We start from the raw sequence: 25,426 nt of genomic DNA, 5'->3' as shown, positions 1-25,426 counted from the left end.
ACTGTACAACGTTGTGATCCGGTGCCGGCGCGCGGCGTCAGTCTCCGCGACGTCGGGCGGCGAGGGCGCATGCCGCGAGGCATCCGCCCTCGCCGTCGCGAACGCGCCGGGGACGTCGAGGAACCGCGCTAGGTCGTCGTGCGCCGCTTCGACGTCACCGCCCGCTGCAGCAGCACGAACACGAGCAGGATGCCGCCGGTGATGATCGTCGTCATCTCGGGCGGGATGCCGCCGTCGCGGGTGATGAGCACGTTCATGAGCCCGAGCACGAGGGCGCCGACGACCGACCCGAGCACGTAGCCGTAGCCGCCCGTGAGCAGCGTGCCGCCGATGACGGTCGCGGCGATCGCGTCGAGCTCCCAGCCGATGCCGGTGATGTTCTGCGCGATGCCGAGCCGCGAGGTGTACACGACCGCCGAGACGCCCGCGAGCGTGCCGCTGATGACGTACACGAGCACCTTGGTGCGCGGCACCGCGAGCCCCATGAGCGACGACGAGCTCTCGGAGCCGCCGATCGCGTAGACGGTGCGGCCCGTGCGGGTGCGGTGGAGCACGAAGAACGCGACGGCGACGACCAGCACGGCGATGACGACGCCCGGCGTGATGACGACGTCGTTCACCTTCTCGCCGTCGATGACCTTGAACTGCTCGCCGAGCCACAGGATCGGCGAGTCGTCGGCGAGCCGCTCGGGCCGCGTGCTGAGCAGCGCGGCGAGACCACGGCCCAGGAACATCATGGCGAGCGTCGCGATGAACGGCTGCACGTTGAAGTACTGGATGAGGATGCCGCTCGCGAGGCCGAACGCCGTGCCGATGAGGATCATCAGCACGATCACGACCCACGGGTTCCATCCCGCGTTCGAGAGCATGACCCCCGCGACGCTCGACAGCGCGATGACCGACCCCACCGACAGGTCGATGCCGCCCGTCAGGATCACGAACGTCATCGCCACCGCGAGGATGATGAGGTGCGCGTTGTTGATCAGCAGGTTCGACAGGGTGTTGTACTGCACGATGCGGCCGTAGGCCACCTCGCCGTAGATCACCATGCCGATGAAGATCACGATCGCCGCCGCGGTCGGAAGCACCGAGGGGTTCGACGCGATCACGCGCTTCACGCGCTCCCACAGGCGCGAGAGCGGGGATGCCTCGGCCGGGGTCTCGAGACGGGGGGACTGCAGCGCGGTCATGCCGGCACCTCCTCTTTCGCGCCCTCGGTGGCGACGACGCTCGGGACGGGTCGCTCCCTCGGCGGCTTCCGACGTTGCACGAACCAGCTGCGCACCCGGTCGGACTGCAGCAGGCAGAGCACGACGATGACGATCGCCTTGAACGCGGGCGTCGCCGACGACGAGATGCCGAGGAACACCACGGTCTTGTCGAGCGTCGCGATGAGCAGGGCGCCGACCACGGCGCCGCCGATCGAGAACTTGCCGCCCGACAGCGACGTGCCGCCGATGACGACCGCGAGGATCGCGTCGAGCTCCATCTGGTAGCCGGTGCGGGAGACGTCGACCGTCATCACGGTGCCGACCGACATGATGCCCGCGATGCCCGCCAGCACGGCGCTCAGCACGTAGACCGTCAGCAGCAGCCCGCTCGGCCGGATGCCGGCCATGCGGCTCGCCTTCGGGTTGATGCCGATCGCCTCGATCATGAGGCCGAGGGCGCTGCGGCGGACCACGAGCCCGACGATGCCGACGATCGCGAGCGCGAGGAGGAACACGACGGGAAGGCCGACGATGAAGCCGTTGGCGAGCCAGCGGAACGGATCGTTCGTCGCCGAGGTGTTCTGCCCCTCGGTGATGACCTTCGCGATGCCGCGCCCCGCGAGCATCATGATGAGCGTCGAGATGAAGGGCTGCAGGCCGATGTAGGCGACGAGCACGCCGTTCACGACGCCGAGCACGGCGCTCACGGCGAGCGCGAGCCCGATGGCGGCGAGGGCAACGCCGAGCGAACCGGACTGTCCGGCGTCCTTCATGAACACCATCGCGACCGCGCCCGACACCGCCATCACCGAGCCGACCGAGAGATCGATGCCGCCGGTGGCGATCACGAGCGACATGCCGACGGCGATCATGAGGATCGGCGCCGAGGCGCGGAGGATGTCGACGAGGTTGCCGACGAGGTTGCCGTTGTCGGGGTTGACCGAGATCGCCAGGTAGGTCGGGTCCTTCACGACGTTGAGCAGCAGGAGCGCGATGATCGCGACCACGCCCCAGAAGAACGGCTTGCGCACGAGGTCGTGCAGCCAGGTGGATCGAGCGGCGGTGCTCATGAGTGTTCCTCCGTCAGCTCGGGCTCGAGCCCGTTGATGGTCGAGGCGGTCGGGTGCAGGTCGTCCTCGGCATCGATGATGCCACTGCGGGCGGCGGCTTCCACACCGTGCGCGGCGATGACGTCGACGACCTGCTGCGCCGTCACCCCGGGGCCGTTCACGATCTCGCCGATCTTCTGGTGGTCCTTGAGGACCACGATGCGTTCGCTCAGCCGCACGACCTCTTCGAGCTCGGAGGAGATGAACACGACCGAGACGCCGTCTTCGGCGAGCCGGGCGACCGCCTCCTGGATCTCGGCCTTCGCACCGACGTCGATGCCGCGGGTCGGCTCGTCGAGGATGAGCAGGTCGGGCTTCGTGGCGAGCCAGCGGCCGAGCAGCACCTTCTGCTGGTTGCCGCCGGAGAGGTTCTTGATGAGCCGGTTCGGGTCGGCGGGGCGCACGTTGAGCGCGGTGATGTACCGGTCGACGATCTCGTCCTGCTCCTTGCGCGACATCGGGCGCGCCCAACCGCGCTCGGCCTGCACCGCGAGGATCATGTTCTCTCGGATCGTGAGGTCGCCGATGATGCCCTCGTCGCGCCGGTTCTCGGTCGAGAACGCGATGCGCTTGGCGAGTCCGTCGGCGGGATCCTTGATCTCGGCACGCTTGCCGCGCAGCGTGATGGCGCCCTCGTCGACGCGGTCCGCGCCGTAGAGCAGGCGGGCGAGCTCGGTGCGCCCCGAGCCGAGGAGGCCTGCGAAGCCCACGACCTCGCCGGGGTGGATGTCGAGATCGGTGGGCTCGATCGAGCCGCGACGGCCGATCCCCTTCGCGGTGAGCAGGGGTTCCTCGGCCGAGTAGTCGCGCTCCTCGACGCGGCGGTTGCCGCCCAACGAGGACAGCACGTTCAGGTCCTTGCCGATCATCTTCGAGATGAGCGCGTGCCGGTCGAGGTCGCGCGTGAGGTACTCGCCCTCGTAGCGGCCGTTGCGCAGGATCGTGATGCGATCGCTGATCGCGTAGATCTGGTCGAGGAAGTGGGAGACGAAGAGGATGGCGACGCCCTCGTCGCGCAGGGTCCTCATGACGCGGAAGAGGCCCTCGACCTCGGCCGCGTCGAGGCTCGAGGTCGGCTCGTCGAGGATGAGGACCTTCGCCTTGATCGCCATCGCCCGGCTGATCGCGACGAGCTGCTGCATGGCGATGGACAGCGTCGAGAGGGGCTTGTGGGTGTCGAGGTGCTCGAGCCCGAGCCGGGCGAGCGCTTCGGTGGCGGCCTTGTGGGTGGCCTTCCAGTTGACGCCGAACGCGCCGCGCACCTCGTGCCCGAGCATCACGTTCTCGCCGATCGAGAGGTTGGTGACCAGGTTCACCTCCTGGTACACGGTCGAGATCCGCGCATTCTGCGCGTCGGCCGTGCCGTGGAACTGGCGCTCCTGGCCCGCGACGACGATCGAGCCGCCGTCGATGCGGTAGACGCCCGTGAGCGCCTTGATGAGCGTCGACTTGCCGGCGCCGTTCTCGCCCATCAGCGCGTGGACCTCGCCCTGGAAGAGGCGGAAGTCCACACCGTCCAGCGCCTTGACGCCCGGGAACTCGATCGAGATGTCGCGCATCTCGACGATGGGCAGTGCTTCACTCATGAGAATCGCATCCTGTGACTGGGTCGCGTCGTCACGACCCGTTTCGTGGGAACCGGAGCGGTGCGGGGCCGCTGTGGAAGCAGACCCGCACCGCCGTACTCGTGCGTACTCCAGCCGGAGGTGGGCTCGACCGATCAGTACTTGCGGTCGGCGAGCACGGCCTGGGCGGCCTCGGGCGAGTCGAACGCCTCGCTCGGCACGATGATGTACGAGTCGACCGACTCGCCGTCGAGCGTCTTGTTCACGACGTCGAGGGCGGTCTCGCCGAAGAGCGGGTTGTACTCGTGCACGTAGCTGAGCTGGCCGTTGGCGAGCGCCTCCATCGCGGCAGCGGTGCCGTCGATCGTGGCGATCTTGACATCGGTGCCGGGCTTCAGGCCCGCCTCTTCGACGGCCTGCGCCGCGCCGAGGCCCATCTCGTCGTTCTGCGCGAAGATGAGCTGCACGTCGTTGTTGTTCGCCTTGAGCAGCGTCTCGGTCACGCTCTTGCCCTCTTCGGCCGACCAGTTCGCGGTCTGCGCGGCGACCTCGACGAGCTTCGAGCCGTCGACCGAGGCGTCCCAGCCCTCGTTGCGCTCGTTCACGACGCCGACGCCCGCGGGGCCCTCGAGGGTGATGTAGTTGCCCCCGTCGGGGAACTGCTCGACGGCCCAGGCGCCGACCTCCTTCGCGACCTCGACGTTGTCGGGCGCGATGCGGGTCACGTAGAGGCTCGTGTCGTCGGGCTCGATGCCGCGGTCGAGCAGGATCACGGGGATCTCCGCCTCCTGCGCGCGCTTCAGCGAGTCCTCCCAGCCGGAGGCCTCGGTGGCTGACAGCAGGATGACGTCGACGCCCTCGTCGACGAACGACGTGAACGCGTCGATCTGCGACTTCTGGTCGAGGTTCGTCGCGGGCGCGTACTTCAGCTCGAAGCCGGCGTCCTCGGTGAACGTCTCCTGGATGTTCTTCTCGTTCGCCTCGCGCCAGGCGCCCTCGGGGCCGACCGCGACGAAGCCGACGGTCGTGAGGTCGCCCTCGCTGCCCGATGCGCTGTCGCCGCTGCCGCCGCTCGAGCACGCGGCGAGGCTGATGCTGATCGCGCCGACGGCCGCCAGGCCGAGGACCTTCGCGAATCGCCTCTGAACTGACATGTGATCTCCTCCTTGAGACCCGGCGATCATGCGCCGGTTACTGCCCGGGTGGGGGGCTTCGGGTGATTGCAACGACGCTCGATGCGTGTCGCACGAGTGATGTTACCGGGAACAAAATCTGGAACGCAAGCGAATTGTTCCCGGAAACATAACATTCGGGACACGTGGCCGCACGCCGCCCCCGAACGGGTCACGCGCACGTCTGCGCGGCTCGGCGGGGCGGAGGATCAGGTCGGATGAGGGTCTGCGCTCAGGCGTCGTCCTCGTCGTCGGCCGCGATCATCTCGATGATCGTGTCGACGCTGAGGCCCGGACCGTTGCTGACCTCGCCGATCTTGCGCCGGTCCTTGAGGATCGCGATGCGGTCGCTGAGCCGCACGACCTCGTCGAGCTCCGACGAGATGAACACGACGGCGACGCCCTCTCTCGCCATCTCGGCGACGCGCGCCTGGATCTCGACCTTGGCCGCGATGTCGACGCCCCTCGTCGGCTCGTCGAGCACGAGCACGTGCGGTCGGGTCGCGAGCCACCGAGCGAGCAGCACCTTCTGCTGGTTGCCGCCCGAGAGCTGGCGGGCCGGTGCGTCGGGACCCGGGGCGACGATGGCGAGCGACTCCATGTAGCGGTCGACGAGGGCGTCGCGCTCCGCGCGCGAGATGGGGCGGGCCCAGCCGCGGATCGCCTGCAGCGCGAGCACGATGTTCTCGCGCACGCTGAGCTCCTCGATGATGCCGCCGTCGCGGCGGTCCTCGCTCGCGAAGGCGATGCGGCGTCGGAGCGCCGCCGCCGGATTGGGCAGCGCGACCGGCCGGCCGTCGACCTCGATCGTGCCGGTGTCGCGGCGAGCGACGCCGGCGAGCAGCTGCCCGAGCTCGCTGCGACCCGAGCCGCGCAGCCCGCCGAGACCGACCACCTCGCCGCGATGCAGCTCGAAATCGGTCGCCTCGAACTCGCCGCGGCGGCCGACGCCGGTCGCCCGGTAGACCGGCTCGCCGGTCGGGTCGGCGCGATGCGCGCGGCGCTCGGAGCCGATGCGTCGCAGCTCGGCCAGGTCTTTGCCGATCATCTTCGAGATCAGCTCGGCCCGATCGAGCTCGCGCGTGCGGTACTCGCCCTGCCCGGAGCCGTCGCGCAGCACCGTGATCCGGTCGCTGATCGCGTACACCTGCTCGAGGAAGTGCGAGACGAAGAGGATGGCGACGCCGTGCTCGCGCAACCGCCGCAGCGCCCGGAACAGGGTCGCGACCTCGTCGGCGTCGAGGCTCGACGTGGGTTCGTCGAGCACGAGCACCTTGGGGTGGGTGACCATCGCCCGGGCGATGGCGACGAGCTGCTGGATGGGCGGGGCCAGCGCCGACACCGACTGGCGCGGGTCGAGGTCGCCGAGGCCGAGCTCGTCGAGCACGGCCACCGCCCTGCGGCGGGTGGCTCGCCACGAGATGCCGTACCAGCGGCGCTCCTCGTGCCCGATCATGATGTTCTCGGCGATGGAGAGGTTGCCGCACAGGTCGACGTCCTGGAAGGCCGCCGCCACGCCCGCCGCCTCGGCAGCCGCCGGCCCCGAGAGCACCACCCGCTCCCCCGAGATGCGCACCTCGCCGCCGTCGATGCGGTAGGCGCCCGTGAGGGCCTTCACCATCGACGACTTGCCCGCGCCGTTGCCGCCCATGAGCGCGTGCACCTCGCCGGCGTAGAGCCGCAGGTCGACCCCGTGCAGCACCTGCGTGCCGTCGATCTCGACCGTGATGCCGGTCATCTCGACGACCGGCTCGCGCTCGGGAGCCGTCTGCGCCGCGGCATCCTGCTCGGTCATGACGACCTCGGCGCCGCCGTCGACGCCCGCACGACGAGCTCCGACGGGATCTTCGAACGCTGCGGGATCTCGCGCCCCTCGAGGGCCGCGCGCAGCACCTCCATCGCCTTCGCGCCGAGCGCGTGGAAGTCTTGTCGCACCGTCGTGAGCGGCGGGATGACGTGCCGCGCGAGCGGCAGGTCGTCGAAGCCGACGATGCTCACGTCATCGGGTACGCGGATGCCGCGATCGTGCAACCCGTGGATGACCCCGATCGCCATCTCGTCGTTCGCCGCGAACACCGCCGTGTACTCGGGAACGCCCTTGAGCCCTGCCGCGTAGTCGTAGCCGAAGTCGGCCGTCCAGTCGCCGACGACGACGGGGCGCTCCTTGAGGCCCCACTGTTCGATGCGGGCGTGGAACGCGCGTTCGCGGCCGCGTGCCTCGAGCCAGTCGAGCGGCCCCGAGATGTGGAGGATGTCGCGGTGCCCGAGCGCGACCAGGTGGTCGACGGCGAGCGTCGTGCCGAGCTGCTGGTCGACGCTCACGGTGAGGAAGCTCGGGTCTTTGGCCGCCTTGACGACGAGCACCGGGACGTCGATCGAGATGCGGCGCAGCGCCGAGACCGACGACGACCGCGGCGCGACGATGCAGAGCGCGTCGACGCCCTCGGCGATGAGGTGGCTGACGGCGCTCTCGGGCGTCAGCTCGGCGTCGTCCTGCATGGCGACCGACGTCACCGAGTACCCCGCCGATCGTGCCGCGAGCTCGAGCCCCCGCAGGGTGCTCGTCGGCCCGAACTCGACCGCACTGTCGACGATGACGCCGATGCGCTGCGTGCGCTGGGTCGCGAGCGCCCGCGCGGCGCTGTTGGGCTTGAAGTCGAGCTCGTTGATGACGTCGAGCACCCGCTGGCGGGTCGCCGGGCGGATGTTCGGGTGCCCGTTGAGCACGCGCGAGACGGTCATGTGCGACACACCGGCGAGCGCGGCGACCTCGCGGATGCCGAGCTTCTCGGGGCGCTCGCCCGTCTCGAGGTCACTCACGGGCAACAGCCTATTCGTTCGGGGCGGCGGCAGTCCCGCACCAATCGGGCTTCGGCTTGCCGGGCTTCTGCAGCAGGCCGGGCGGGCCCGTCTCGCCGCCCTTCTTGACGAGCCCGGGCGGCAGGGTCGGCATGCCGTCGGCGCATCTGCACGGCGGCCGGATGCCGGCGCAGAGGTCGCGCGGGGCGATCGTGACGCCGATCGAGACCGCGCCGGAAGCACCGCCCTCGTCGGCCGCAGCGGCGGGGGCGGCGCTCACCGCGGCGGGGGCGGCGACCGCTGCGGCGGGACCCGCGGGCGCGGCGATCGCGCCGCCGCTCACGACGAGCAGCAGCGCGATCACCACCGGGCGCAGTGCGATCATCCGCAGTCCCGTGCGCCGTACGCCGCATTGACGTCGGCGCTCGCGCCGTTCGCCGAGGCGGAGACGTCGGCGAATCCCGCGCCGATCGCCGCGAGCCTCGTGGCGAACGCCTGCGAGACCGTCTTGCCCGGATGCACGGCCGCGAAGGTCTTCGCACCGAACGGCGTGGTCATCGTGACGTCGGCGGCCCGGGTGTCGGCGTTCTTCGCCGAGACGACGAGCGTCACCTTGCCCGCGACGCAGCGCGAGGTCGTGCTCGCCTCGATCGCGAGGTCGGGGTCGGTTCCGACGCCCGCGTAGTGGAACATGACGCGCTGGTACTCCTGCGCCGTGATCGGCAGGATCCCGCCGTGGCGCTTCTTGAGCGTGCCGAGGTTCACGCCGCTCGCCTTCGACCAGGCCGACGCCGACGCCGAGCCGAGGTCGGTCGTGCGGAAGGGCAGGTAGCCGCGACCCGCGGCGTACTGGTCGGCGAGCAGGCCCCACAGCTGTTCGGCCGCGCCGCGGTCGTCGTCGTTGTACTCGAAGAACTCGGGACCCTCGAGGCAGGCGCCCGTGTAGTTCGTGCCGCCCGAGCAGGTGCCGCTGCCGCTGAGGATCGACTGCAGCGTGCCGACGAGCACCCACTCGTCGTCGGTGCCGGTGGTCTTCGCCGTGGCGGAGGTCGTGACCGCGTCGAGCCGCTTCGAGCGTTCGATCGTGATCTGCCCGTCGCCCGAGGCGCGGTAGAACCAGTCGCCGACCTTGATCACGGTGGTGTCGATGATCGACCCCTGGCGGTCGATCCACTTGACCGGGGTCGAGAAGGTGCGGAAGTCGCGCGTCGTCGACAGGTACACGTCGACGCTGTCGCCGAGCTCGGTGTTGCCGTCGGCGCGCGTGGCCCAGTAGACGAAGTACTGCTGGGTCGTCTCGTCCCAGATCGCCTCGGGCGCCCACGCCATGCCGGCGTTCGGAATCGCGCTCGCCACGTCGACGAAGCGCGGCTCGCTCCAGTTCACGAGGTCGGTCGACTCCCACACGACGAGGTCCTTCGACCCGGTGACGGTCGCGTTCGCGTTGCCCCAGCCGCCCCGGTAGTAGATGCTCAGGTCGGTCGCGATCACGAAGAACCGGTCGCCTTCGGGCGAGCGCACGACGAAGGGGTCGCGCACGCCGCCGTCGCCCTGCCCCTTGCTGAGCGAGAGCACGGGGCTTCCGTTGGCGCGGGTGTCGGTGAACGTCGCCGCGTCGCGGCTCGTGGCGAAGTAGATCTGCTCGTCGCTCGCGCTGCCCTCGGTGCCCGTGAAGTGCGCGAAGAGGTAGTCGGTGGTCGTCGCGAGTGCGTGCGCCCTGCGCACCGTGAGGGGGATCTCGCGCGTCGCCGTCGCGCCGCCGTTCGTCGCCGTCACGGTGAGCACGACGGTCGTGTCGCCGTCGGCGGGGCGGGTGACGACGCCGGGGGCGACGGTCGCCGTGCCCGTGACGTCGACGATCTCGGGCGCCGACGAGCTCCAGCTCAACGTGGAGCCGAACCGCGAGCCGGTCGCCGGCAGCGTGAGGTCGCCGCGCACGTCGCCGGCGTTCGCGAGCGCGATCGCCGCGAGGTCGCGCTCGGCGGCCTCGGTCGGGGTCGGGGCGGCGAGCACGGTCACCGTGAACTGCTTGGTCGCGGTCGTGCCGCGCACGGTCGCGGTGGCCGTGAGGGTCACCTCGGTCGGGGATGCCGGGAGCGTGACGGTTCCGTCGGCGGCGATGATTCCCGCGGGCGACGACGACCACGTCACGCCTCCGCTCGTCGGCAGCACGAGGTCGGTGTCGACCTTCGCCAGGTCCTGGTCGTTGACGGCGTCGAGGTCGAGCGCGGCGGCCGTCTCATCGGCCGAGGCCTGTGCGTCGGTCTCGGCGAGGGCACCGAGTTCGGCGGCGGTGAGCGCCTCGTCGTAGACCCGGAACGCCGAGACCCCGCCCTGGTACAGCGAGTCGGCGGCGTACGCGCTCTTGCCGAGGAAGTTCATCGTGTGGGTGGCGAGGTCGCTGAGGTTCGTCGTCGAGTCGGTCTTCTCGGCGACGAGCGCCCCGTCGATGAAGAGCCGCAACGTCGACGTCACCCCGTCGGCGTTCTTCGCGATCGTCGCCGCGACCGACTGCCAGCGGCCCTGGGCGATCTTGGTGGTCGAGGTGACCGACTGCTCGGCCGACCAGTTCGTCTTGGTGATCGCGACACGCGGCGCGACCGGCTGGATGAAGAACTGCCCCGTCGCACCCTCGCCCGAACCGCCGATGTTCCAGAGGAACTTGGCACCGCTCAGCGCGGTCGGGTTCGTCTCGACCACGATCGTCGCCGCCGACTCACCCGCGAGCAGCCCGTCGGGCAGCTTCACGTAGTTCGCCCCGTTGAGCTGCAGGTAGCCGTTGTGCCAGGCTTCACCGCCGACGACCGTGCCGTCGTGCCCCGTGCCCGACAGGTCGTGCACGGTCGTGCCCGACGTCTCGGCGAAGTCGTACGACACGAGCAGCGAGCCGTCCGTGACGGCCGACGCCGCGCCGGGGCCGGCGAGCGCGAGACCGCCCGCCGCGAGCAGGGCGCCGGTCGCGCCCGCGAGCCATCGCCGCGAGCGACGCGCGCGGGGCTCGTTCCGAGTCGGTGTTTCCTCAACCATCTGACTTCCTTCCGATCCGAGGGGGGCACGCCGGGCAGGCATGCGAGAGCGAACGCCACGAGGCCGGCCATCGGCCCCTGCGTGGTACCGCGTGTTCGAACGGGTGGCGCCTCATGCGACGGTGTCGGCCCCTTCCCGTGTCGCGTTCCGGCGCCCCTCCTCGCGGGCCTCGGCGAGCAGCGTGTCGAGGCGGCGCTTCGAGCGCCCGCGGCGCCACGCGAGCGCCGCGATGATGAGCACGAGCCCGGCGAGCACGAGCAACTGGGGCCAGGGCATCGCCCAGACGAAGAGCGCGGTCGAGCTCGGCGCGACCGCCGTCGGCTCGCCCGCGGCAGTGGTCGAGCTCGGCGAGACGACGATCTCCCCGGGGAACCCGAAGAGCGGCCAGACCCGGTCGACCTCGACCGTGAACGCGTGGCGTTCCCCGGGCAGGATGTCCTGGGGGTGGTCGGTCGCCGCCGGGACGGCGACCGACCGGCCGGCGACCTCGACGACTCCGGCGACCGAGAGCCGGGTGTTGCCCTCGTTGACGACATCGAACGAGACGATGAGGTCGCCCGGACGGAGTGGGTTCCACGAGGTGCGGTAGTCGGCGCTCACCTGCCGCACCGAGAAGTCGGGCTCGAGTTCGCCGGTGACCCGGGTCATCACCCGGAAGCCGACACGGCTCTCGACGCCGACGGTGGCGCCGTCGCCCGAGTTCGTCGACATGACCGACGCCGCGATGCCCGCGGCATGGTCGCCCGGTTCGGCGTTGCCGGGCACGGTCACGGTGAACGGCACGACGGCCGTGCCGCCGGCCGGCACCGTGACCGATTCCGGCAACGCGATCCAGGTGCCCGAGTCGACCGACTCCTGGCCCGAGGGCAGCATGTCGAACCGGCCGTCGTCGTTGTAGAAGCCGTCGGCGGCGGAGAGCGCGAACGTGACCTCCTCAGCGCCGAGGTTGCGCACCGCGAGGTGGTCGTCGACACTCGCCGCCGGGTCGAGCTCGTGCTCGATCGAGAATCGGCCGTCGGGACCGCTCGCGTCGGCCGGCGTGACCGACCACGACACGGGTGCCGCTTCCTGCGCGGCGGCCGTGCCCGCGGTCGCGAACGCACCGCCGGCGCCCATCGAGACGGCGGCGACGACGACGAGCGCACGGAGGAGGCGCGACCGGTCCACGATACGGACGCGCGTCGTCGAGGCGGCACCTGTGCTCATCTGCTTCTCTCCAGTTCCTCGGCCGGCATCGGCCGATCCGTCGTCCGGCGGGCGGCCGGTGCGAAGGCGGGTGCGGGCGGGGTGGGTCCCCGCCCGCACCCGCGCCCTACCCGCAGCCCGCCGCTGCGTACTGCACGGTGACCGCGTCACCGGAGTCCGGCGTCGCCGTCACCTCCCCCGCGGGGATGCTCGCGCGACGCGTCGTGAACGACTGCGACGCGGACTCGCCGGCTGGCAGGGACACGTTCGCCTTCGTGCCGAACGGCGTCTCGACGGTCGCGACCACCGGCTCATCCGACGCGTTCGCGAGCGTCGTCACGAGCACCACCTTGCCCGCGACGCACCGCGTCGTCGTCGCGACCGTGAGGGCGGGCTCCGCCTCGCCGGCCGCGATCACCGCCAGTTCGGCGAGCTGCCGCTCGAGGGCGCGGGTCGGCGCGTCGATCTGGTTCTGCGTCGAGAACCCGGCGTCCTTCGCCTCGAGCGCCTTGTCGCGGGCATCGATGAACGACGCCCACGCTGCCGCCGGATAGTCGGACTCCTCGAGGGTCGCCGCCTGCTCGAGCGCGGCGTCGAGCGTCGCCGTCGTGAGCGGCTCGGCGTCGGCGGTGAGCACATCGCTGAGGTAGTACCGGTCGAAATCGACCGATCCGCCGGCCGACTCGGTCGCGTAGTCGAACAGGCCCACGCGGTAGCCCATGAAGTGCGACAGGCTCCAGTCCATCGTCATGGGGCCGGTGCGCTCACCCAGCTGCGACCAGTTCGCGCCGTCGAAGCTGTAGTAGTAGCGCAGCCAGAGCTGGCCGTTGTTCGATGCGAAGTCGAGGTCGGCCTTCAGGTGCACCTCGCGGTGGTCGTCCATCGCGATGGTGGAACCGGGCACGAACGACTCGACCGCCGCCTGGTCGACGGCTGCCGTGAAGGGCTGTCCGCGGTAGACGACGCCGAGCGTGTACTGCCCGTCGACCTTCTTGACGGCCGCGTAGGTGAAGCTGCGGCCGTAGACGGCGATACCCGCGACGTCGCCGTCCTTCATCGCGGACACGTCGAGCATCGTCTCGGCCGACTGCTTCGGCCCGAACGATCGCTGCGACAGGGTGTTGCGCGCCTCCTCGAGCCAGGTCAGCTCGTCATGCGTCGAGAGCTTGGCGTACGTGTAGGCGCCCGTGACGACCTTGCCGGCGGTCAGCCGCATCCAGCCGGGGCGGTCGGTGAGCGACCAGTACCGGTTGTCGGGGTTGTGATTCCACTCCCACGCCAGATCGAGGTTCGAACCGTTGAACGCGACCTCCTCGGCCGTCGGCTGTTCGAGCGTCGACGTGCCGCCGCCCGGGGCGGCATGCCCGACGAGCGAGACGTCGTCGACGGTGAAATCCATCAGGTGGGTGTTCGGATCGGCGGACGGGTTCGAGGTCCACGGCGTCTCGACGAAGATCCGCACGGAGTCGATCGGCTGCGAATCGGGGATCGTGAAGCTCCCGGTGAGCTTGCCCCACGAGCCCCGGGGCACCGTGGCGGTGCCGAGATTCGTGAACTGGCCGTTGCCGTACCGCGCGGTGATGAAGAACTGCTTGTTCGCCGGGCTGCTCGCATTCTCGTACTTGACCCAGGCCGAGATGTCGTACGTCGCGCCGTGCTGCACCTTCGTGGTGACATCCTGCGACGGCCCCGACCCCGTCGTGGCGCGGCCGGTCACCCGGACCGCACCCGCCCCGGTACGGGCATCGGTCGTCGCGGTCAGCGTCGCCGTGTCGTTGACGGTCCACGACGTCGTTCCGTTCTCGAATCCGGCGTTGGCGAAGAGTTCGACGCCGAGCTTCGACTCGTCGAGGCCCGGTGCGTCCGGGATCTCCCACTCGGTATCGCTGTAGGCGCGATGCGGTGCATCGTTGTCGAAGTCGTCGGAGGCGACGATCGACTTCTGCCGCTCGAGGTTCTCCTGCTCCGGCGTCAGGCGGATCGGTTTCTCGAACGTGCCGCCGTACGGCACGACGCCGTCGTCGCCGAACGTCGGCCAGCCGTCGTTCCACTCCGCAGGGATGAGGGCGGGGATGCGGCCGACGGGGTAGGTGTCGCGGAAGAAGAACCCGTACCAGTCGGAATCGGCCTCCTCGTGCGTGATCTCGACGAGCCCGCCCTGGGCGAAACCGTTGGAGTCGAGCGCGCTGCGCGCCTCGTAGGTGTTCGAGCCGTCGACCGACTCGTACTTGCCGAGCAGGTGCGGCGATCGGAAGACCACTTCCTGCCGGTTCTTGCCCGACGGCCACGTGATGATGAACACGTAGTAGTAGTCGCCGATCTTGTAGACCTGCGCGCCCTCGAACAGCCCGCCGATGAACGGCTGCCCGGCGTAGTTCGCGGCGGTGAAGATGTTCGGGTACTCGGCCACGACGGTCGTCAGGTCGGCGCTCAGCTCGACCGCGCTCGTCGCGCCCGATCCGTAGAAGATGTACGCGGTGCCGTCGGTGTCGAAGAAGAGCGACGGGTCGTGGAAGGCACGGCCGTACCCGGTCCGGGTCCACACCCCGTCGTCGATGTCGTCGGTCGTGTAGAGGTACGAGCCGCCGAGGTTGTTCGTGTTGAACAGCACGTAGAAGCGACCCTCGTGGTACCGGATCGACGATGCCCACTGGCCCTGGCCGTACGACTCCTTGCCGTTGCGGAGCGAGGACGCGTCGCCGATGCCGATCCGGTCGTAGACGTAGTTGACGATCTCCCAGTTGACGAGGTCGTACGACTTCATAACGGGTGCACCGGGGCTCAGGTGCATGGTCGTCGAGATCATGTAGTAGAGGTCGCGGCCCTCGTCGTTCTCCGAGGCCGGAACCATGGTGACGCTGACGTCGGGGACGTCGGAGTTCAGGAGCGGAACGGTGTAGGTTCCGTCGCCCGCGTCGGTCGACGTGTACGAACTCTTCGGGATCGCCGGCTCGGCCCCGCTCGCCGCGGTGGCACCGGCGACGAGCCCGGTTCCGAGTAGTGCGCCGACGGTCAGGAGCGTCGCCGCACGACGGCGGAAACTGCCGGATCTGCTCATGTTGCTGTCCTCCGTGGAACTCGTGATGGAACGTGGGTCGCCGAGATGCGGCGCCGCCGGCCCGGCGGGCCGACCGGGGTGCGGGGCGGCGGAGTTCGTCCGCCGCCCCGCAGTGCGGGTCAGCCGCAGCTGGCCGCCGCGTACTGGGCGGTCGCGGCGGCACCCTCGGCGGGTGTCGCGGTCACCTCGCCCGCGGCGATGCCGACCTGGCGCGTCGTGAACGACTGCGAGGCGGACTTGCCGGCCGCGATCGACACGTTCGCCTTCGACCCGAACGCGGTCTCGACCTTCACGACGGCCGGTGCGTCGGAGACGTTCGTGACGGTGGTCACGAGCACCTCCTTGCCTGCCACGCAGCGGGTGGTCGCAGCGACCTCGACCACGGGCGCGTCGGCGCCCTGCTCGAACGACCAGTTGTCGACCTGCACGAGTCGCTGGCCCTCGGGTCCGTGGAAGACGAAGAACAGGTCGTGCACGCCGGTCGCCCCGGCGACCTCGGCGCTGACCTCGCCCCATTCACCGGCGGGGGTGTCGACGTCGACGGTGGCGACGACCGGGCCGGTCTCCGAGTCGAGCCGCACCTCGATCGAGCCGCCCTCGACGAGCGGCTTGACCCGGGCGGTCACCGTCGCGGCCCCCGCGGCGAAGTCGACCTGCGAGATGCCGGTGAAGTCGCCGTCGTCGATGTTCGTCAGCACGGTGTTGCCGTCGCCGTTGTGCTTCGGGAACTCCACCGCGGCGGTGTCGACCGCCTCGGTGCGCACCCCGAGCTGCCAGGCCAGGGTCTCGGCCTCGAACGTGCGGTACGGGTCGAACTCCTTGATCTGGTCGACGCCGGCGTTGGTGCCCTCGACCTCCTTGATCGTTCCGTCCTCGTTGAACCGCAGTTCGTCGAGGTGCACGCTGCGGTAGTTCACCACTCGTCCGTCGTTGAGCGCGCGGCCCCACTCGAGGCCCGCGACCTGGGTGTGGTACGTGAAGTACGTCTTGCCCTGGTACTCGAACATGTCGGAGTGGTTGTTGCCGCCCGAACCCGGGAACCACTTGCCATGCGAGGCGAAGGCCGTGCCGGCGAACTTCGAACGGGTGAGGTCCATCGGGTCGTCGGTCATCATGTACGCGATCTCACCGTTGCCCGGGTAGGCCTGGCCCTCGATCTTCTTCGCGGCGTACTGGGTGTTGTTCAGGGCGAAGTTCGACGAGTACGAGTAGTAGTACTTGCCGTCGCGCTTGAACATCGAGGATGCCTCGAAGATGCCGGGTGCGTCGATGGTCGTGATGCCGGCGCCGGTCGGGTCGGCGAGCTTCGTCGGGTCGTTCTTGTCGAGCTTGACGACGCGCGTGGACTTCGGGTGGTACGGGTCCTGCGCGAAGTCCCAGTTGCCGCCGAAGTAGAGGTACGGCTGGTCGTCGTCGTCGACGAAGATCTCGGGGTCGAACAGCCACATGCCCGACGGGAACTGGATGGGGTTGCCCTGCGAGATCAGCATCTTGCCGTTCGGGTCCTCCCAGCCGCTCACCGGCGAGTCGCCGACGATGACGCCCGTTCCCGCACCGCCGTTGCAGAAGTAGAGGTAGACCTCTTCTTCGCCGTCGCCGTCGAAGTCGGCCGAGACCGCCGCAGGCGCCCACGAGTTGCCGGCCCACTTCGCGACGCCGTCGAGACCCGCGACGGGCACCTCGCCGTGGTCGACCCAGTTGACCATGTCGTCGGTGGAGATGACGTTCAGGTGCGTGATGCGGTCGTACCCGCCGTCGCGCACCGGCAGCCCGTTCTCCTTCTTCTCCGCCGTGCGGTACTGCTGGTCGTCGCTCGTGGAGTAGATGTACAGGCGATCGTTGAAGATCACGTGGTGCGGGTCGGCGCCGAACTTGTGCCCCATGAGCGGGTTGTGGTCGCCCACCGGCTTGGTCTGGATGTTCTCGACATCCGACTGTACGGCGTCGTCCGGGGCATCCTTCGTCTTGATCAGCGAGACGTCGTCGATCTCGAAGTCGACGAGATCGGATGCCACGGGGTCGGCCTTCCACGCGGTCTCGAAGAACGCGTTCGTCCACTGCGCGGCCGACTGCGTGTTCGCGACGAACTCGCCCGAGAAGTCGGTCCACTCACCCTGGCTCGCCGTCTTCACGACGGCGTTCTGGCACACGCCGTAGGAGAACGCGTCGTCGCACAGGGTGAACGCGAACTGCTGGGTGGCGTCGCCGCCCGTGTACTTCAGCTTGGCGGCCAGCTGATAGGTGGCGCCCGGCTCGAGCTTGCCGGCGACGTCGGTCGCCGGGCCGGTGTTGGTCTGCTCCCGCCCGGTGATCTTCAACGCGTGCTCGGAGTCGGCACCCGGCGTGCTCAGCGCGAGCTGGCCGGTGCGGCCGTCGTCGACGACGTACCAGCCGTCGAAGTTCCCGTCCTCGAACGCGCCGTCGGGCAGGATCCCCGTCGGCGAGTCGAGCCGCTCCACGGTGACGTCGTCGATCTGGAACGGCACCGTCGACGACCAGGGGGTCTCGAACTGGAAATGGTCGAACACGAGCGAAGCGCTCGCCGCCGTGTAGTACGACGATTCCTTCGGCACGAAGTCCAGGGTGTACGTCTGCCAGCCGTCCTTCGCCAGGTTCTTGATCGCGCCGGCGGCGGCGACGCAGCCGCCCGAGGGCGGGCAGAACGCGAACCCGAACGGTTCGGTGGCGTTCCCGGCGGTGTGCTTGATCTTCGCCGTGACGCGGTACTGTCCGTCGTGGGCGAGGGGCTCGAGCAGGCTGCCGCGAACCCCGTCCCAGAAGTTCGCGCGGCTCGACAGCGAGCCGCTCGATGCTCCCGAAGCGGCGTCTCCGCTCAGGCTGAGCGTTCCTCCGCTCGCGGACCACCCCGTGGCGCCGGCTTCGAAGCCGGGATTCACCACGAGGTTGGCCCCTGCGGCCGCCGCCGGGAGGCCCGGGAGGGCGATGAGCGCCGACAGCGCGAGCGCACCGCTCACGGTCGCCGCCAACGTTCTGGTGCGATATCGTGCGCGCCTGCGCACGTCAGGTGTTGCTGCCATCATGATCTCCTTCGGTCATTTCGTGCGGCACGCGACAGGTCGAACCGCCGAGGCGAAGCGCTCAGAGCGCGTCTTCGAAGAGCGAGAGCGTCAGCGTCGAGGTGTACGCGCCGGGCGCGACGTCGACCGGCGTCTTCAGCATGAGGCCCGCGTTCGCCGTCCACTGGCCGGTCGTGGCTGCGCTCTGCGAGTCCGTCAGGTTCAGCGCGAGCAGTTCCTCGCCGACGAGACCCACGTTGTTCGGCCCGGTCGGGTCGAGCGACGTGTCGACGACGTCGCCCTCGACGACGTCGTCGCCGTTCGCGGGGTTCACGAGCGCGGGCGACCATCCCAGGTGGTCGGGCGTGATGTCGGGCTGACCGGCTGCACCGACGAAGCTCGACGCCTGACCGGTCACGTACCAGAACACGCCCTCGGGCACGTTCGTGCGCGTGTCGGTCACCGTGACGTTCGGCAGGGTGCCGGTGAACTGCCGGAACTCCGCGGTCGATCCGGTCTCCGTCAGCGACGTCGCGCCGCTGTCGACGGTCAGGCTCAACGCGCCGTTCTCGACGGCGGCGATGTCGACGTTCACGTCGACGTCGGAGCCGCTCGAGGGATCGGGGTACTCGGCGAACGCCGCACTCCCGACGCCGACGAGCATCAGCCCGCCGAGTACACCAGTGGCCGCACGCAATGCAGCACCTTTGCTCATCATCATCTCTCCAGTTCCTCGGTCGGCATCCACCGAACCGATCCGTCGTCCAGCAAGCAGCTGGCACGTTCTCAGGTGGGTCGGCGACCGCCACCGGGCACGGTGACGGCCGCCGGGTCTCGGTCAGCCGCGGCTGAGCGCGGGATGGTCGGACTCGACCTCGGTCGTGGCCCGTGCGCCGTCGTCAGCGCCGACCGCGGTGACCGTCAGCGACAGCGCATCGATCGAGGCGGAGCGCGCCGTGAGCGCGGTGCGGGACCCGGGCGAGGGTGCGCGGAGCGCGCGGGAGACGGCGGGGTGCTTCGACATTGAGAGCTCCTGTGCCTACGACTTCGTGGCGGTCGGTCCGGGTGGTTGGTCGGCGCTTGTTCCCGGTAACAGCAGAACGTAGCACAAGCCCGAGAATCACCGCCAGCGAATTTCGCTCGCTTGACCACGAATGGTCGATCCTTGGATTCTCAACGATGTGTCCGGTAACATTCAGCGCACGCGCCCCAGTGGCTCGCTCCCCCACCCGTCAACGGCGACTGCAAGGAGCCCTCATGCGATCCCCCGCCGACACCCCCGCGAACCGCTCGCGACGACTGCTCTCAGCCGGCCTCGCCGGCGCACTCACCGCCGGTCTGTGCCTCGCGACCCCCCTCACCGCGACGGCCTCCGACGAGGCATCCGCAAGCGGTGGAGCCGCCGCCGACCTGCCTGCGGTCACCGCCCACTACGACATGACCCACGCGGGCGACCAGCTGCTCGACATCTCGGGCAACGGCCGCAACGCCACCCTCACGGGCCTGACCGACGCGTCGTTCGCCGACGCCGACGGCGACGCCGTGCTGCGCTTCAAGAAGGACGGCTACGCCGCCCTGCCGAAGGGGCTCGTCACGGGCGCCGACAACGACTTCACCGTCGAGTACACCGTGCAGACCCAGACCGCCGCCAACCAGTTCGGCTGGGTCATCGGCGACGGCATCGGCGCCTGGAACACCACCGCCCTCGGCAACTACGTCTTCGTGAACCCGCGCTCGGGCGAGTCGGCGTATGCGAACGCGATGCTCGCGGGCATCCGCGTGAAGACCGGCACGAGCAACGGCGAGGTGCGCCTGCCCAACGGCGGCGGGCTGAACCCCGGCTTCACGACGCTCACGATGGTGGGCAGCGGCAACACGCTGACGCTCTACCGCGACGGCGCGCAGATCGCGACGACGACGCACACGTACTCGCTCTCCTCGATCATCCCGAGCGGCACGACCCTCGGTTACCTCGGTCGGTCGCTGTACTCGCCCGACCCGCTGCTGCAGGCCGACGTCACCGACGTCAAGTTGTGGGACGTCGCGCTCACCCAGCCGCAGCTCGCCGAGTCGATGCCGACGTCCGCCGCGAAGGCCGCGTCGACCGAGGCACTGCTGCGCGCCGACCTGCTGCCGACCGTGCTCGGCGCGAACCCCTCGGCCGACCAGGTCTCGAAGAACCTGAACTTCCCGGCGACGTCGAACGGCGTCGCGCTCACGTGGGCCTCGAGCGACCCCGCGGTCATCTCGAACACGGGCGTCGTCTCGCGCGCCGTCACCGCCGACACCCCCGTGACCGTCACCGCGACGACGCCGAGCGGCGCCGTGATCACGTTCGCGTTCACCGTGCTCGCCGCGAACCCGTCGGCCGACCTCGACGCGATCACCCTCGACGACCGCACGACCGAGAACCTGCCGCTCGTCACGACGGGCACGGTCGACGGATCCCGCATCACGTGGACGAGCTCGGACCCCGCGCTCGTGACGCCCACCGACCCCGACTACACCGCCCCCGCCGTCGGCTCGGCCGATCCGTTCGCGGGCGGCGGTATCGTCGACCGGCCCGCCTACGGCGCCGGCGACGAGGAGGTCACCCTCACCGCGCACGCCGTGCTCGGCGAGCTCGAGGTCGAGCGGTCGTTCACCGTCACCGTCGCCGAGCAGGGGCGCCGGGCGCCCGACGCCGGGTACGCCGCCGCCTACTTCAAGAGCGACAGCGATGAGAAGATCTACCAGGCCGCGACCTCGGGCAACGACTTCTTCACCTTCTCGCCCGTCAACGGCGGGGCCGCCGTGATCACCTCGACGACCGACACCAAGGGCCTGCGCGACCCGTTCATCCTGCGCTCGCACGACGGCGACAAGTACTACCTGCTCGCGACCGACCTCTGCATCGGCTGCGGCACCGGCTGGGGCCCCGCGCAGTCGGCGGGCAGCCTCAAGATCGAGGTGTGGGAGTCGACCGACCTCGTGCACTGGACCCGCACCAACGACGGCGACTCGGGCATCACCGTCAACCAGCCGGCCGCCGGCATGACCTGGGCGCCCGAGGCGTACTGGGACGACGAGCTGCAGTCGTACGTCGTGTTCTTCGCCTCGCGCCTCTACTCCGACGCGTCGCACACGAACAGCGACAAGCTCTACGCGCGCATGTTCCAGGTGCTGACCCGCGACTTCACGACCTTCACGGCCCCGCCGGCGAGCTGGCAGGACACCGGCTACGCGCGCATCGACTCGACCGTCACGAAGATCGGCGACTACTACTACCGGTTCACGAAGAACGAGGAGAGCGGCGCGGCCGGCCCCCTCGAGGCCGGCAAGGACATCTTCCTCGAGCGGTCGAAGGTGCTCACGGCCCCCACGACCTCGTCGAACTGGAACGCCGACCCCGCCGCCACCTGGCAGCTCACCGACACCCGCATGACGAGCCTCGAGACCGGCCAGTCGGGCGAGGGCCCCGAGATCATCGAGCTCAACGAGGGCGACCCGAACAACACGACGGGTGACGGCTACGTCTTCCTCGTCGACAACTACGGCGCCGGCGGCTACCGCGCCTTCGTGACGAGCGCGAGCGCGATCGCCTCGAGCACCCAGGCCGACCGGCTCTCGCAGCGCGCCGACTGGAACGTTCGACCCGCCGGCGGCCTGCCCGCGAGCCCGCGCCACGGCGCGTTCGTGAGCGTGCCGCAGACCGTGCTCACCGCCATGCACGACTGGACCGGGATCACCGCGGTCGACTCGACCACGACGCTCGCGGTCGACGGTCGCGAGGTCACCGCCCGCGTCGACGCGGCCGACGACGGCGACGTCGCGGGCACGGTCACCTTCTCGGGCGGCTCGTGGAGCAAGACCGTCGCTCTCGCCGACGGCGTCGCGAGCGCGACCGTGCCCGCGGGCGTCACGAGCGTGACCGCGAGCTACGACGGCTACACCGACGGCCTCGTCGCGGCGTCGACCTCGGAGGCCGCGGCCGTGACGGGCGACCTCGAGCTCACCGCGACCGCGACGACCCGCTGCGTCGCCGGCAAGGTGCAGCTCGTCGTCACCGTGCACAACGGCGACGCCCAGCGCGCCGACGTCGTGATCGCCGGCCCCTACGGCACTCGCACGCTGTCGCTCGCCGCCGGCGCGACCGGCTCGGCCGTCACCGCGACCCGCGCCGCCGCGATCGCGGCGGGCACCGTCACCGTCACGGGCACCGGCTCGGCCGGCGCCGAGTACGAGGGCGCGCTCGCCACCCCCGCCGCGAACTGCGGCTGACCCCCGGTACGGATGCCTCGGCGCAGCGCCGAGGCATCCGTGCCGCCCCTCGCTCGACCACCTGGACCACCGCACACGAAGGAGTGACATGCGCGACACGCTCATGCGACGGGTACGAACGGGCGCCGCGGCGCTCGCGACGACCGCCGTGATCGCCGCAGCGGGGGCCATCGCCCCGCAGGCCGCCGGCGCCGCGACGGCGCCCGCACCGCTGATCCACTACGGCTTCGACGCCGCCGCGTCGGGCGTCGTCGCCGACGACTCGGGCAACGGCTACGACGGCACGCTCAGGCAGACGGGGGCGACCGTCTCGGGCGGCATCCTCTCGCTGCCGGGCGGCGCCCGTGCGACCGCCGGCTACCTCGAGGTGCCGACCGCCGGGCTCGCCGGCACGACGCAGCTGACCGTCTCGACCTGGATCGAGAACCGCACGGGGCCCGCGAACGTCGCGGCCGCCTTCATCGGCGCGCCCGTCGCCGCGGGCGCCTCGTACTCGAGCGGCTACTGGCTGCTCAACCCGGCCAACCCGAGCGGCTACGTGAAGTCCGTCGTGACGAACACGGTGAGCGCGAGCTCCCCCTGGACGACCGAGGTGGGCGCGGGCTCGTCGAGCGCACCGACGTCGGGCGCGAAGACCCCGTCGGGCATGTCGCTCTACACGACCGTCATCGACGGCGTCGCCGGAACGCTCACGACCTACCTGAACGGCAGCCCGATCAGCCAGGTCGCGATCGCCCGCAACGTGTCGTCGTTCGGCGCGAACCTCGTCGCGTACCTCGGCCGCTCGACCTACAACGACCCCGGCTGGAGCGGATCGATCGACGACTACGCGGTCTACGCCTCGGCGCTCGACGCCGCCACCGTGCAGCAGCTCTTCGCCGAGCAGGCGATCGCCGGCGCGACCGCCGCGGTCACCGTGCCCGCGAGCGCGACGGCCGACTTCGCACTGCCGACGTCGAACCACGGCGCCGCGATCGGCTGGGCGAGCGACGGCCCGGCGATCGCCGTGTCGGGAGGCACCGCGACCGTGACCCGGCCGGCCGCCGGCTCCCCCGACGCCGAGGTCGTGCTCACCGCGACCTTCACCGCGGGCGGCCAGACCACGACCCGCAGCTACCCGGTCACGGTTCCGGCACAGCTCGGCGACCAGGCGAAGGCCGATGCGGATGCCGCGGCCATCGCCCTCCCGATCGACCCGGCCGACGTGCGCACGAGCTTCTCGGTGCCGACCGTCGGCGCGAACGGCTCGGCGATCGCGTGGGCGGTGACGAACGGCGCGGGCGTCGCCGAGCTCGTCGACGGCGTGAAGACGGGCACCGCGACCGTGCGGATCACCCGCCCCGAGGCATCCGCCGCCCTCGTGCTCACCGCGACCGCGACGAGCGGCAGCGCCACCGCGGCGCGCGCCTTCGACCTGACGGTGCCGGCCGCGCCGGCCGAGCAGGCCGACCCCGAGGCGTACGTCTGGGCGTTCTTCACGGGCGAGGGTGCGGGCGCCGAGCGCGTCAGCCTCGCCGCCTCCAAGGGCGACGACGCGCTGCGCTGGAACACGCTCAACGGCGGCGAACCGATCTTCACGTCGACGCAGGGCACGACGGGCCTGCGCGACCCGTTCATCATCCGCTCGCACGAGGGCGACAAGTTCTACATGCTCGCCACCGACCTCAAGGTCGCCGGCCTCGCGGGCGGGTTCACGACGGCGCAGCTGTCGGGGTCGCTCGGCATCGAGGTGTGGGAGTCGACCGACCTCGTGAACTGGTCGGAGCAGCGCCACGTGCAGGTCTCGACGCCGTACGCCGGCAACACGTGGGCGCCCGAGGCCTACTGGGACGACGAGCTCGGTCGCTACGTCGTGTTCTGGGCGTCGAACCTGTACCCGACGACCGACGCCTCGTCGCGCACCGCGGTCACCTACAACCGCATGATGTACGCGACGACCGACGACTTCGTCACGTTCTCGGAGCCGCAGATCTGGTCGGACGTGCAGCGCGGCACCGGCAAGGGCCTCATCGACTCGACGGTCGCGAAGGTCGACGACACCTACTACCGCTTCACGAAGGACGAGGCCTCGATGACGATCCGCGAGGAGAAGTCGACCGACCTGCTCGACAGGATCACCGGCTCGCTGCCCGGCACGACGGGCGCCGCCGACGAGTGGACGCTCGTGAAGGAGAAGATCGCGACCGGCCTGCCCAACGGCGAGCCCGGCGGCACCTTCACGAGCGGCGAGGGGCCGAACGTCTTCCCCGCCAACCCCGGTGACGTGAACGGCTACGACTGGTACCTGTTCATCGACCAGCCCGACTACCACGGCGGGCCGAACCACTACATCCCGTTCGGGTCGAACGACCTCGACGACGGGTCGTCGTGGCAGCCGCTCGGCGCGACGCTGCGCGCGAACCTGCCGCAGAACAGCGACGGCGGCAAGCCCCGCCACGGCACCGTGCTGCCGGTGACCCGCGCCGAGTACCAGGTGCTGCTCGAGGCCTTCGCCCCCGCGGTCGCGGTCGCCGACGTCGCGCCGATCGAGGTCACCACGCGCGCCGGCGTCGCACCTGCGCTGCCCGGGGCCTCGCTCACCACGGCCGACGGCGCGACGAAGCAGGTCGACGTCGAGTGGGGCGAGGTCGACGCGGCCGACTATGCGGCGCCCGGCACCTTCACCGTCTCGGGCATCGCCCAGGACGACTCGCGGATGCCCGTGACGGCGACCGTGACCGTCACGCCCGGCGTCGACGTCACGGCCGCGACCCGCTGCGTCGCCGGCGGGGTCGCGCTCGTCGCGACGGCGACCAACCGCTCGTCCGAGTCCACGACCGTCACGGTCGCGTCGGCCTACGGCGAGCGCGTGCTCGAGCTCGCGGCCGGGGCGACGCAGTCGGCGAGCTTCTCGAGCCGTCTCCAGGCCGTGCCCGCCGGCACCGTCACGGCGACGGTCGAGGGCATCGCGACCACCGCTTCGTACGCGGGTCGCTCATGCTGACGGGCGCGGGCCGCGGCATCCTTGCCGTGTGCCACGCGTC

Annotated in this window: 15 protein-coding genes; 2 read left to right on the top strand and 13 right to left on the bottom strand. The window is 70.4% G+C overall.

Going from position 1 to position 25,426, the window contains the following annotated elements:
- Window positions 1–128: 128 nt before the first annotated feature.
- The 13 genes from AC3RJ6_RS04045 to AC3RJ6_RS03985 form a co-directional block, all read right to left on the bottom strand.
- Window positions 129–1,190: an ABC transporter permease gene (locus AC3RJ6_RS04045; protein WP_491425585.1), complete on the bottom strand. Its 1,062-nt coding sequence runs from the start codon at window positions 1,188–1,190 to the stop codon at window positions 129–131.
- The gene (locus AC3RJ6_RS04040) at window positions 1,187–2,281 is read right to left on the bottom strand and encodes an ABC transporter permease (RefSeq protein ID WP_491425584.1); all 1,095 of its coding nucleotides are present in this window, start codon (window positions 2,279–2,281) and stop codon (window positions 1,187–1,189) included. The genes AC3RJ6_RS04045 and AC3RJ6_RS04040 overlap by 4 nt, the downstream gene beginning before the upstream one ends.
- Window positions 2,278–3,906 (bottom strand): sugar ABC transporter ATP-binding protein, encoded by a 1,629-nt coding sequence (locus tag AC3RJ6_RS04035; RefSeq protein ID WP_491425583.1) that lies wholly within the window; start codon window positions 3,904–3,906, stop codon window positions 2,278–2,280. Before AC3RJ6_RS04035 ends, AC3RJ6_RS04040 begins: the two co-directional genes overlap by 4 nt.
- Window positions 3,907–4,040: 134 nt before the next feature.
- A complete protein-coding gene (locus AC3RJ6_RS04030) occupies window positions 4,041–5,039 on the bottom strand; it encodes an ABC transporter substrate-binding protein (RefSeq protein ID WP_491425582.1) in 999 nt (332 codons plus the stop codon).
- Between the two features lie 250 nt (window positions 5,040–5,289).
- Window positions 5,290–6,852 (bottom strand): sugar ABC transporter ATP-binding protein, encoded by a 1,563-nt coding sequence (locus AC3RJ6_RS04025; protein WP_491425581.1) that lies wholly within the window; start codon window positions 6,850–6,852, stop codon window positions 5,290–5,292.
- Window positions 6,849–7,877 carry a LacI family DNA-binding transcriptional regulator gene (locus AC3RJ6_RS04020; protein WP_491425580.1) on the bottom strand — a complete coding sequence of 343 codons (1,029 nt, stop codon included), beginning with the start codon at window positions 7,875–7,877 and terminating at the stop codon, window positions 6,849–6,851. The genes AC3RJ6_RS04025 and AC3RJ6_RS04020 overlap by 4 nt, the downstream gene beginning before the upstream one ends.
- Window positions 7,878–7,887: 10 nt before the next feature.
- Window positions 7,888–8,241, bottom strand: a complete 354-nt coding sequence (locus tag AC3RJ6_RS04015; RefSeq protein ID WP_491425579.1) for a hypothetical protein — start codon at window positions 8,239–8,241, stop codon at window positions 7,888–7,890.
- Entirely contained in the window at window positions 8,238–10,883 is a 2,646-nt protein-coding gene (locus AC3RJ6_RS04010) for an immunoglobulin-like domain-containing protein (RefSeq protein ID WP_491425578.1), read from the bottom strand. The genes AC3RJ6_RS04015 and AC3RJ6_RS04010 overlap by 4 nt, the downstream gene beginning before the upstream one ends.
- Window positions 10,884–10,994: 111 nt before the next feature.
- On the bottom strand, window positions 10,995–12,089 hold the full coding sequence (locus AC3RJ6_RS04005) for a hypothetical protein (RefSeq protein ID WP_491425577.1): 1,095 nt from the start codon (window positions 12,087–12,089) through the stop codon (window positions 10,995–10,997).
- 106 nt (window positions 12,090–12,195) lie between these two features.
- The gene (locus tag AC3RJ6_RS04000) at window positions 12,196–15,126 is read right to left on the bottom strand and encodes a family 43 glycosylhydrolase (protein WP_491425576.1); all 2,931 of its coding nucleotides are present in this window, start codon (window positions 15,124–15,126) and stop codon (window positions 12,196–12,198) included.
- A gap of 119 nt (window positions 15,127–15,245) precedes the next feature.
- Window positions 15,246–18,101 (bottom strand): carbohydrate binding domain-containing protein, encoded by a 2,856-nt coding sequence (locus AC3RJ6_RS03995; RefSeq protein ID WP_491425575.1) that lies wholly within the window; start codon window positions 18,099–18,101, stop codon window positions 15,246–15,248.
- Window positions 18,102–18,225: 124 nt separating this feature from the next.
- Window positions 18,226–18,864 carry a hypothetical protein gene (locus tag AC3RJ6_RS03990; protein ID WP_491425574.1) on the bottom strand — a complete coding sequence of 213 codons (639 nt, stop codon included), beginning with the start codon at window positions 18,862–18,864 and terminating at the stop codon, window positions 18,226–18,228.
- 117 nt (window positions 18,865–18,981) lie between these two features.
- Window positions 18,982–19,167: a hypothetical protein gene (locus AC3RJ6_RS03985; RefSeq protein ID WP_491425573.1), complete on the bottom strand. Its 186-nt coding sequence runs from the start codon at window positions 19,165–19,167 to the stop codon at window positions 18,982–18,984.
- A gap of 233 nt (window positions 19,168–19,400) precedes the next feature.
- On the opposite strand from AC3RJ6_RS03985, the gene AC3RJ6_RS03980 reads away from it, so the two are divergent.
- On the top strand, window positions 19,401–22,403 hold the full coding sequence (locus AC3RJ6_RS03980) for an immunoglobulin-like domain-containing protein (RefSeq protein WP_491425572.1): 3,003 nt from the start codon (window positions 19,401–19,403) through the stop codon (window positions 22,401–22,403).
- An 88-nt stretch (window positions 22,404–22,491) separates the two neighbouring features.
- Window positions 22,492–25,386, top strand: a complete 2,895-nt coding sequence (locus AC3RJ6_RS03975; protein WP_491425571.1) for an immunoglobulin-like domain-containing protein — start codon at window positions 22,492–22,494, stop codon at window positions 25,384–25,386.
- The last annotated feature ends 40 nt before the right edge of the window (window positions 25,387–25,426 follow it).

Source organism: Agromyces cucurbitae, assembly GCF_058349945.1.
Note: the sequence above shows the minus strand (reverse complement) of the source record. Positions and strands in the feature narration are given on the sequence as shown.

Bases quoted from the DNA above. Each gene is read 5' to 3' on its own strand.
- AC3RJ6_RS04045 (WP_491425585.1), bottom strand. From the start codon at position 1,190: ATGACCGCGCTGCAGTCCCCCCGTCTCGAGACCCCGGCCGAGGCATCC.
- AC3RJ6_RS04040 (WP_491425584.1), bottom strand. From the start codon at position 2,281: ATGAGCACCGCCGCTCGATCCACCTGGCTGCACGACCTCGTGCGCAAG.
- AC3RJ6_RS04035 (WP_491425583.1), bottom strand. From the start codon at position 3,906: ATGAGTGAAGCACTGCCCATCGTCGAGATGCGCGACATCTCGATCGAG.
- AC3RJ6_RS04030 (WP_491425582.1), bottom strand. From the start codon at position 5,039: ATGTCAGTTCAGAGGCGATTCGCGAAGGTCCTCGGCCTGGCGGCCGTC.
- AC3RJ6_RS04025 (WP_491425581.1), bottom strand. From the start codon at position 6,852: ATGACCGAGCAGGATGCCGCGGCGCAGACGGCTCCCGAGCGCGAGCCG.
- AC3RJ6_RS04015 (WP_491425579.1), bottom strand. From the start codon at position 8,241: ATGATCGCACTGCGCCCGGTGGTGATCGCGCTGCTGCTCGTCGTGAGC.
- AC3RJ6_RS04010 (WP_491425578.1), bottom strand. From the start codon at position 10,883: ATGGTTGAGGAAACACCGACTCGGAACGAGCCCCGCGCGCGTCGCTCG.
- AC3RJ6_RS04005 (WP_491425577.1), bottom strand. From the start codon at position 12,089: ATGAGCACAGGTGCCGCCTCGACGACGCGCGTCCGTATCGTGGACCGG.
- AC3RJ6_RS04000 (WP_491425576.1), bottom strand. From the start codon at position 15,126: ATGAGCAGATCCGGCAGTTTCCGCCGTCGTGCGGCGACGCTCCTGACC.
- AC3RJ6_RS03990 (WP_491425574.1), bottom strand. From the start codon at position 18,864: ATGATGATGAGCAAAGGTGCTGCATTGCGTGCGGCCACTGGTGTACTC.
- AC3RJ6_RS03985 (WP_491425573.1), bottom strand. From the start codon at position 19,167: ATGTCGAAGCACCCCGCCGTCTCCCGCGCGCTCCGCGCACCCTCGCCC.
- AC3RJ6_RS03980 (WP_491425572.1), top strand. From the start codon at position 19,401: ATGCGATCCCCCGCCGACACCCCCGCGAACCGCTCGCGACGACTGCTC.
- AC3RJ6_RS03975 (WP_491425571.1), top strand. From the start codon at position 22,492: ATGCGCGACACGCTCATGCGACGGGTACGAACGGGCGCCGCGGCGCTC.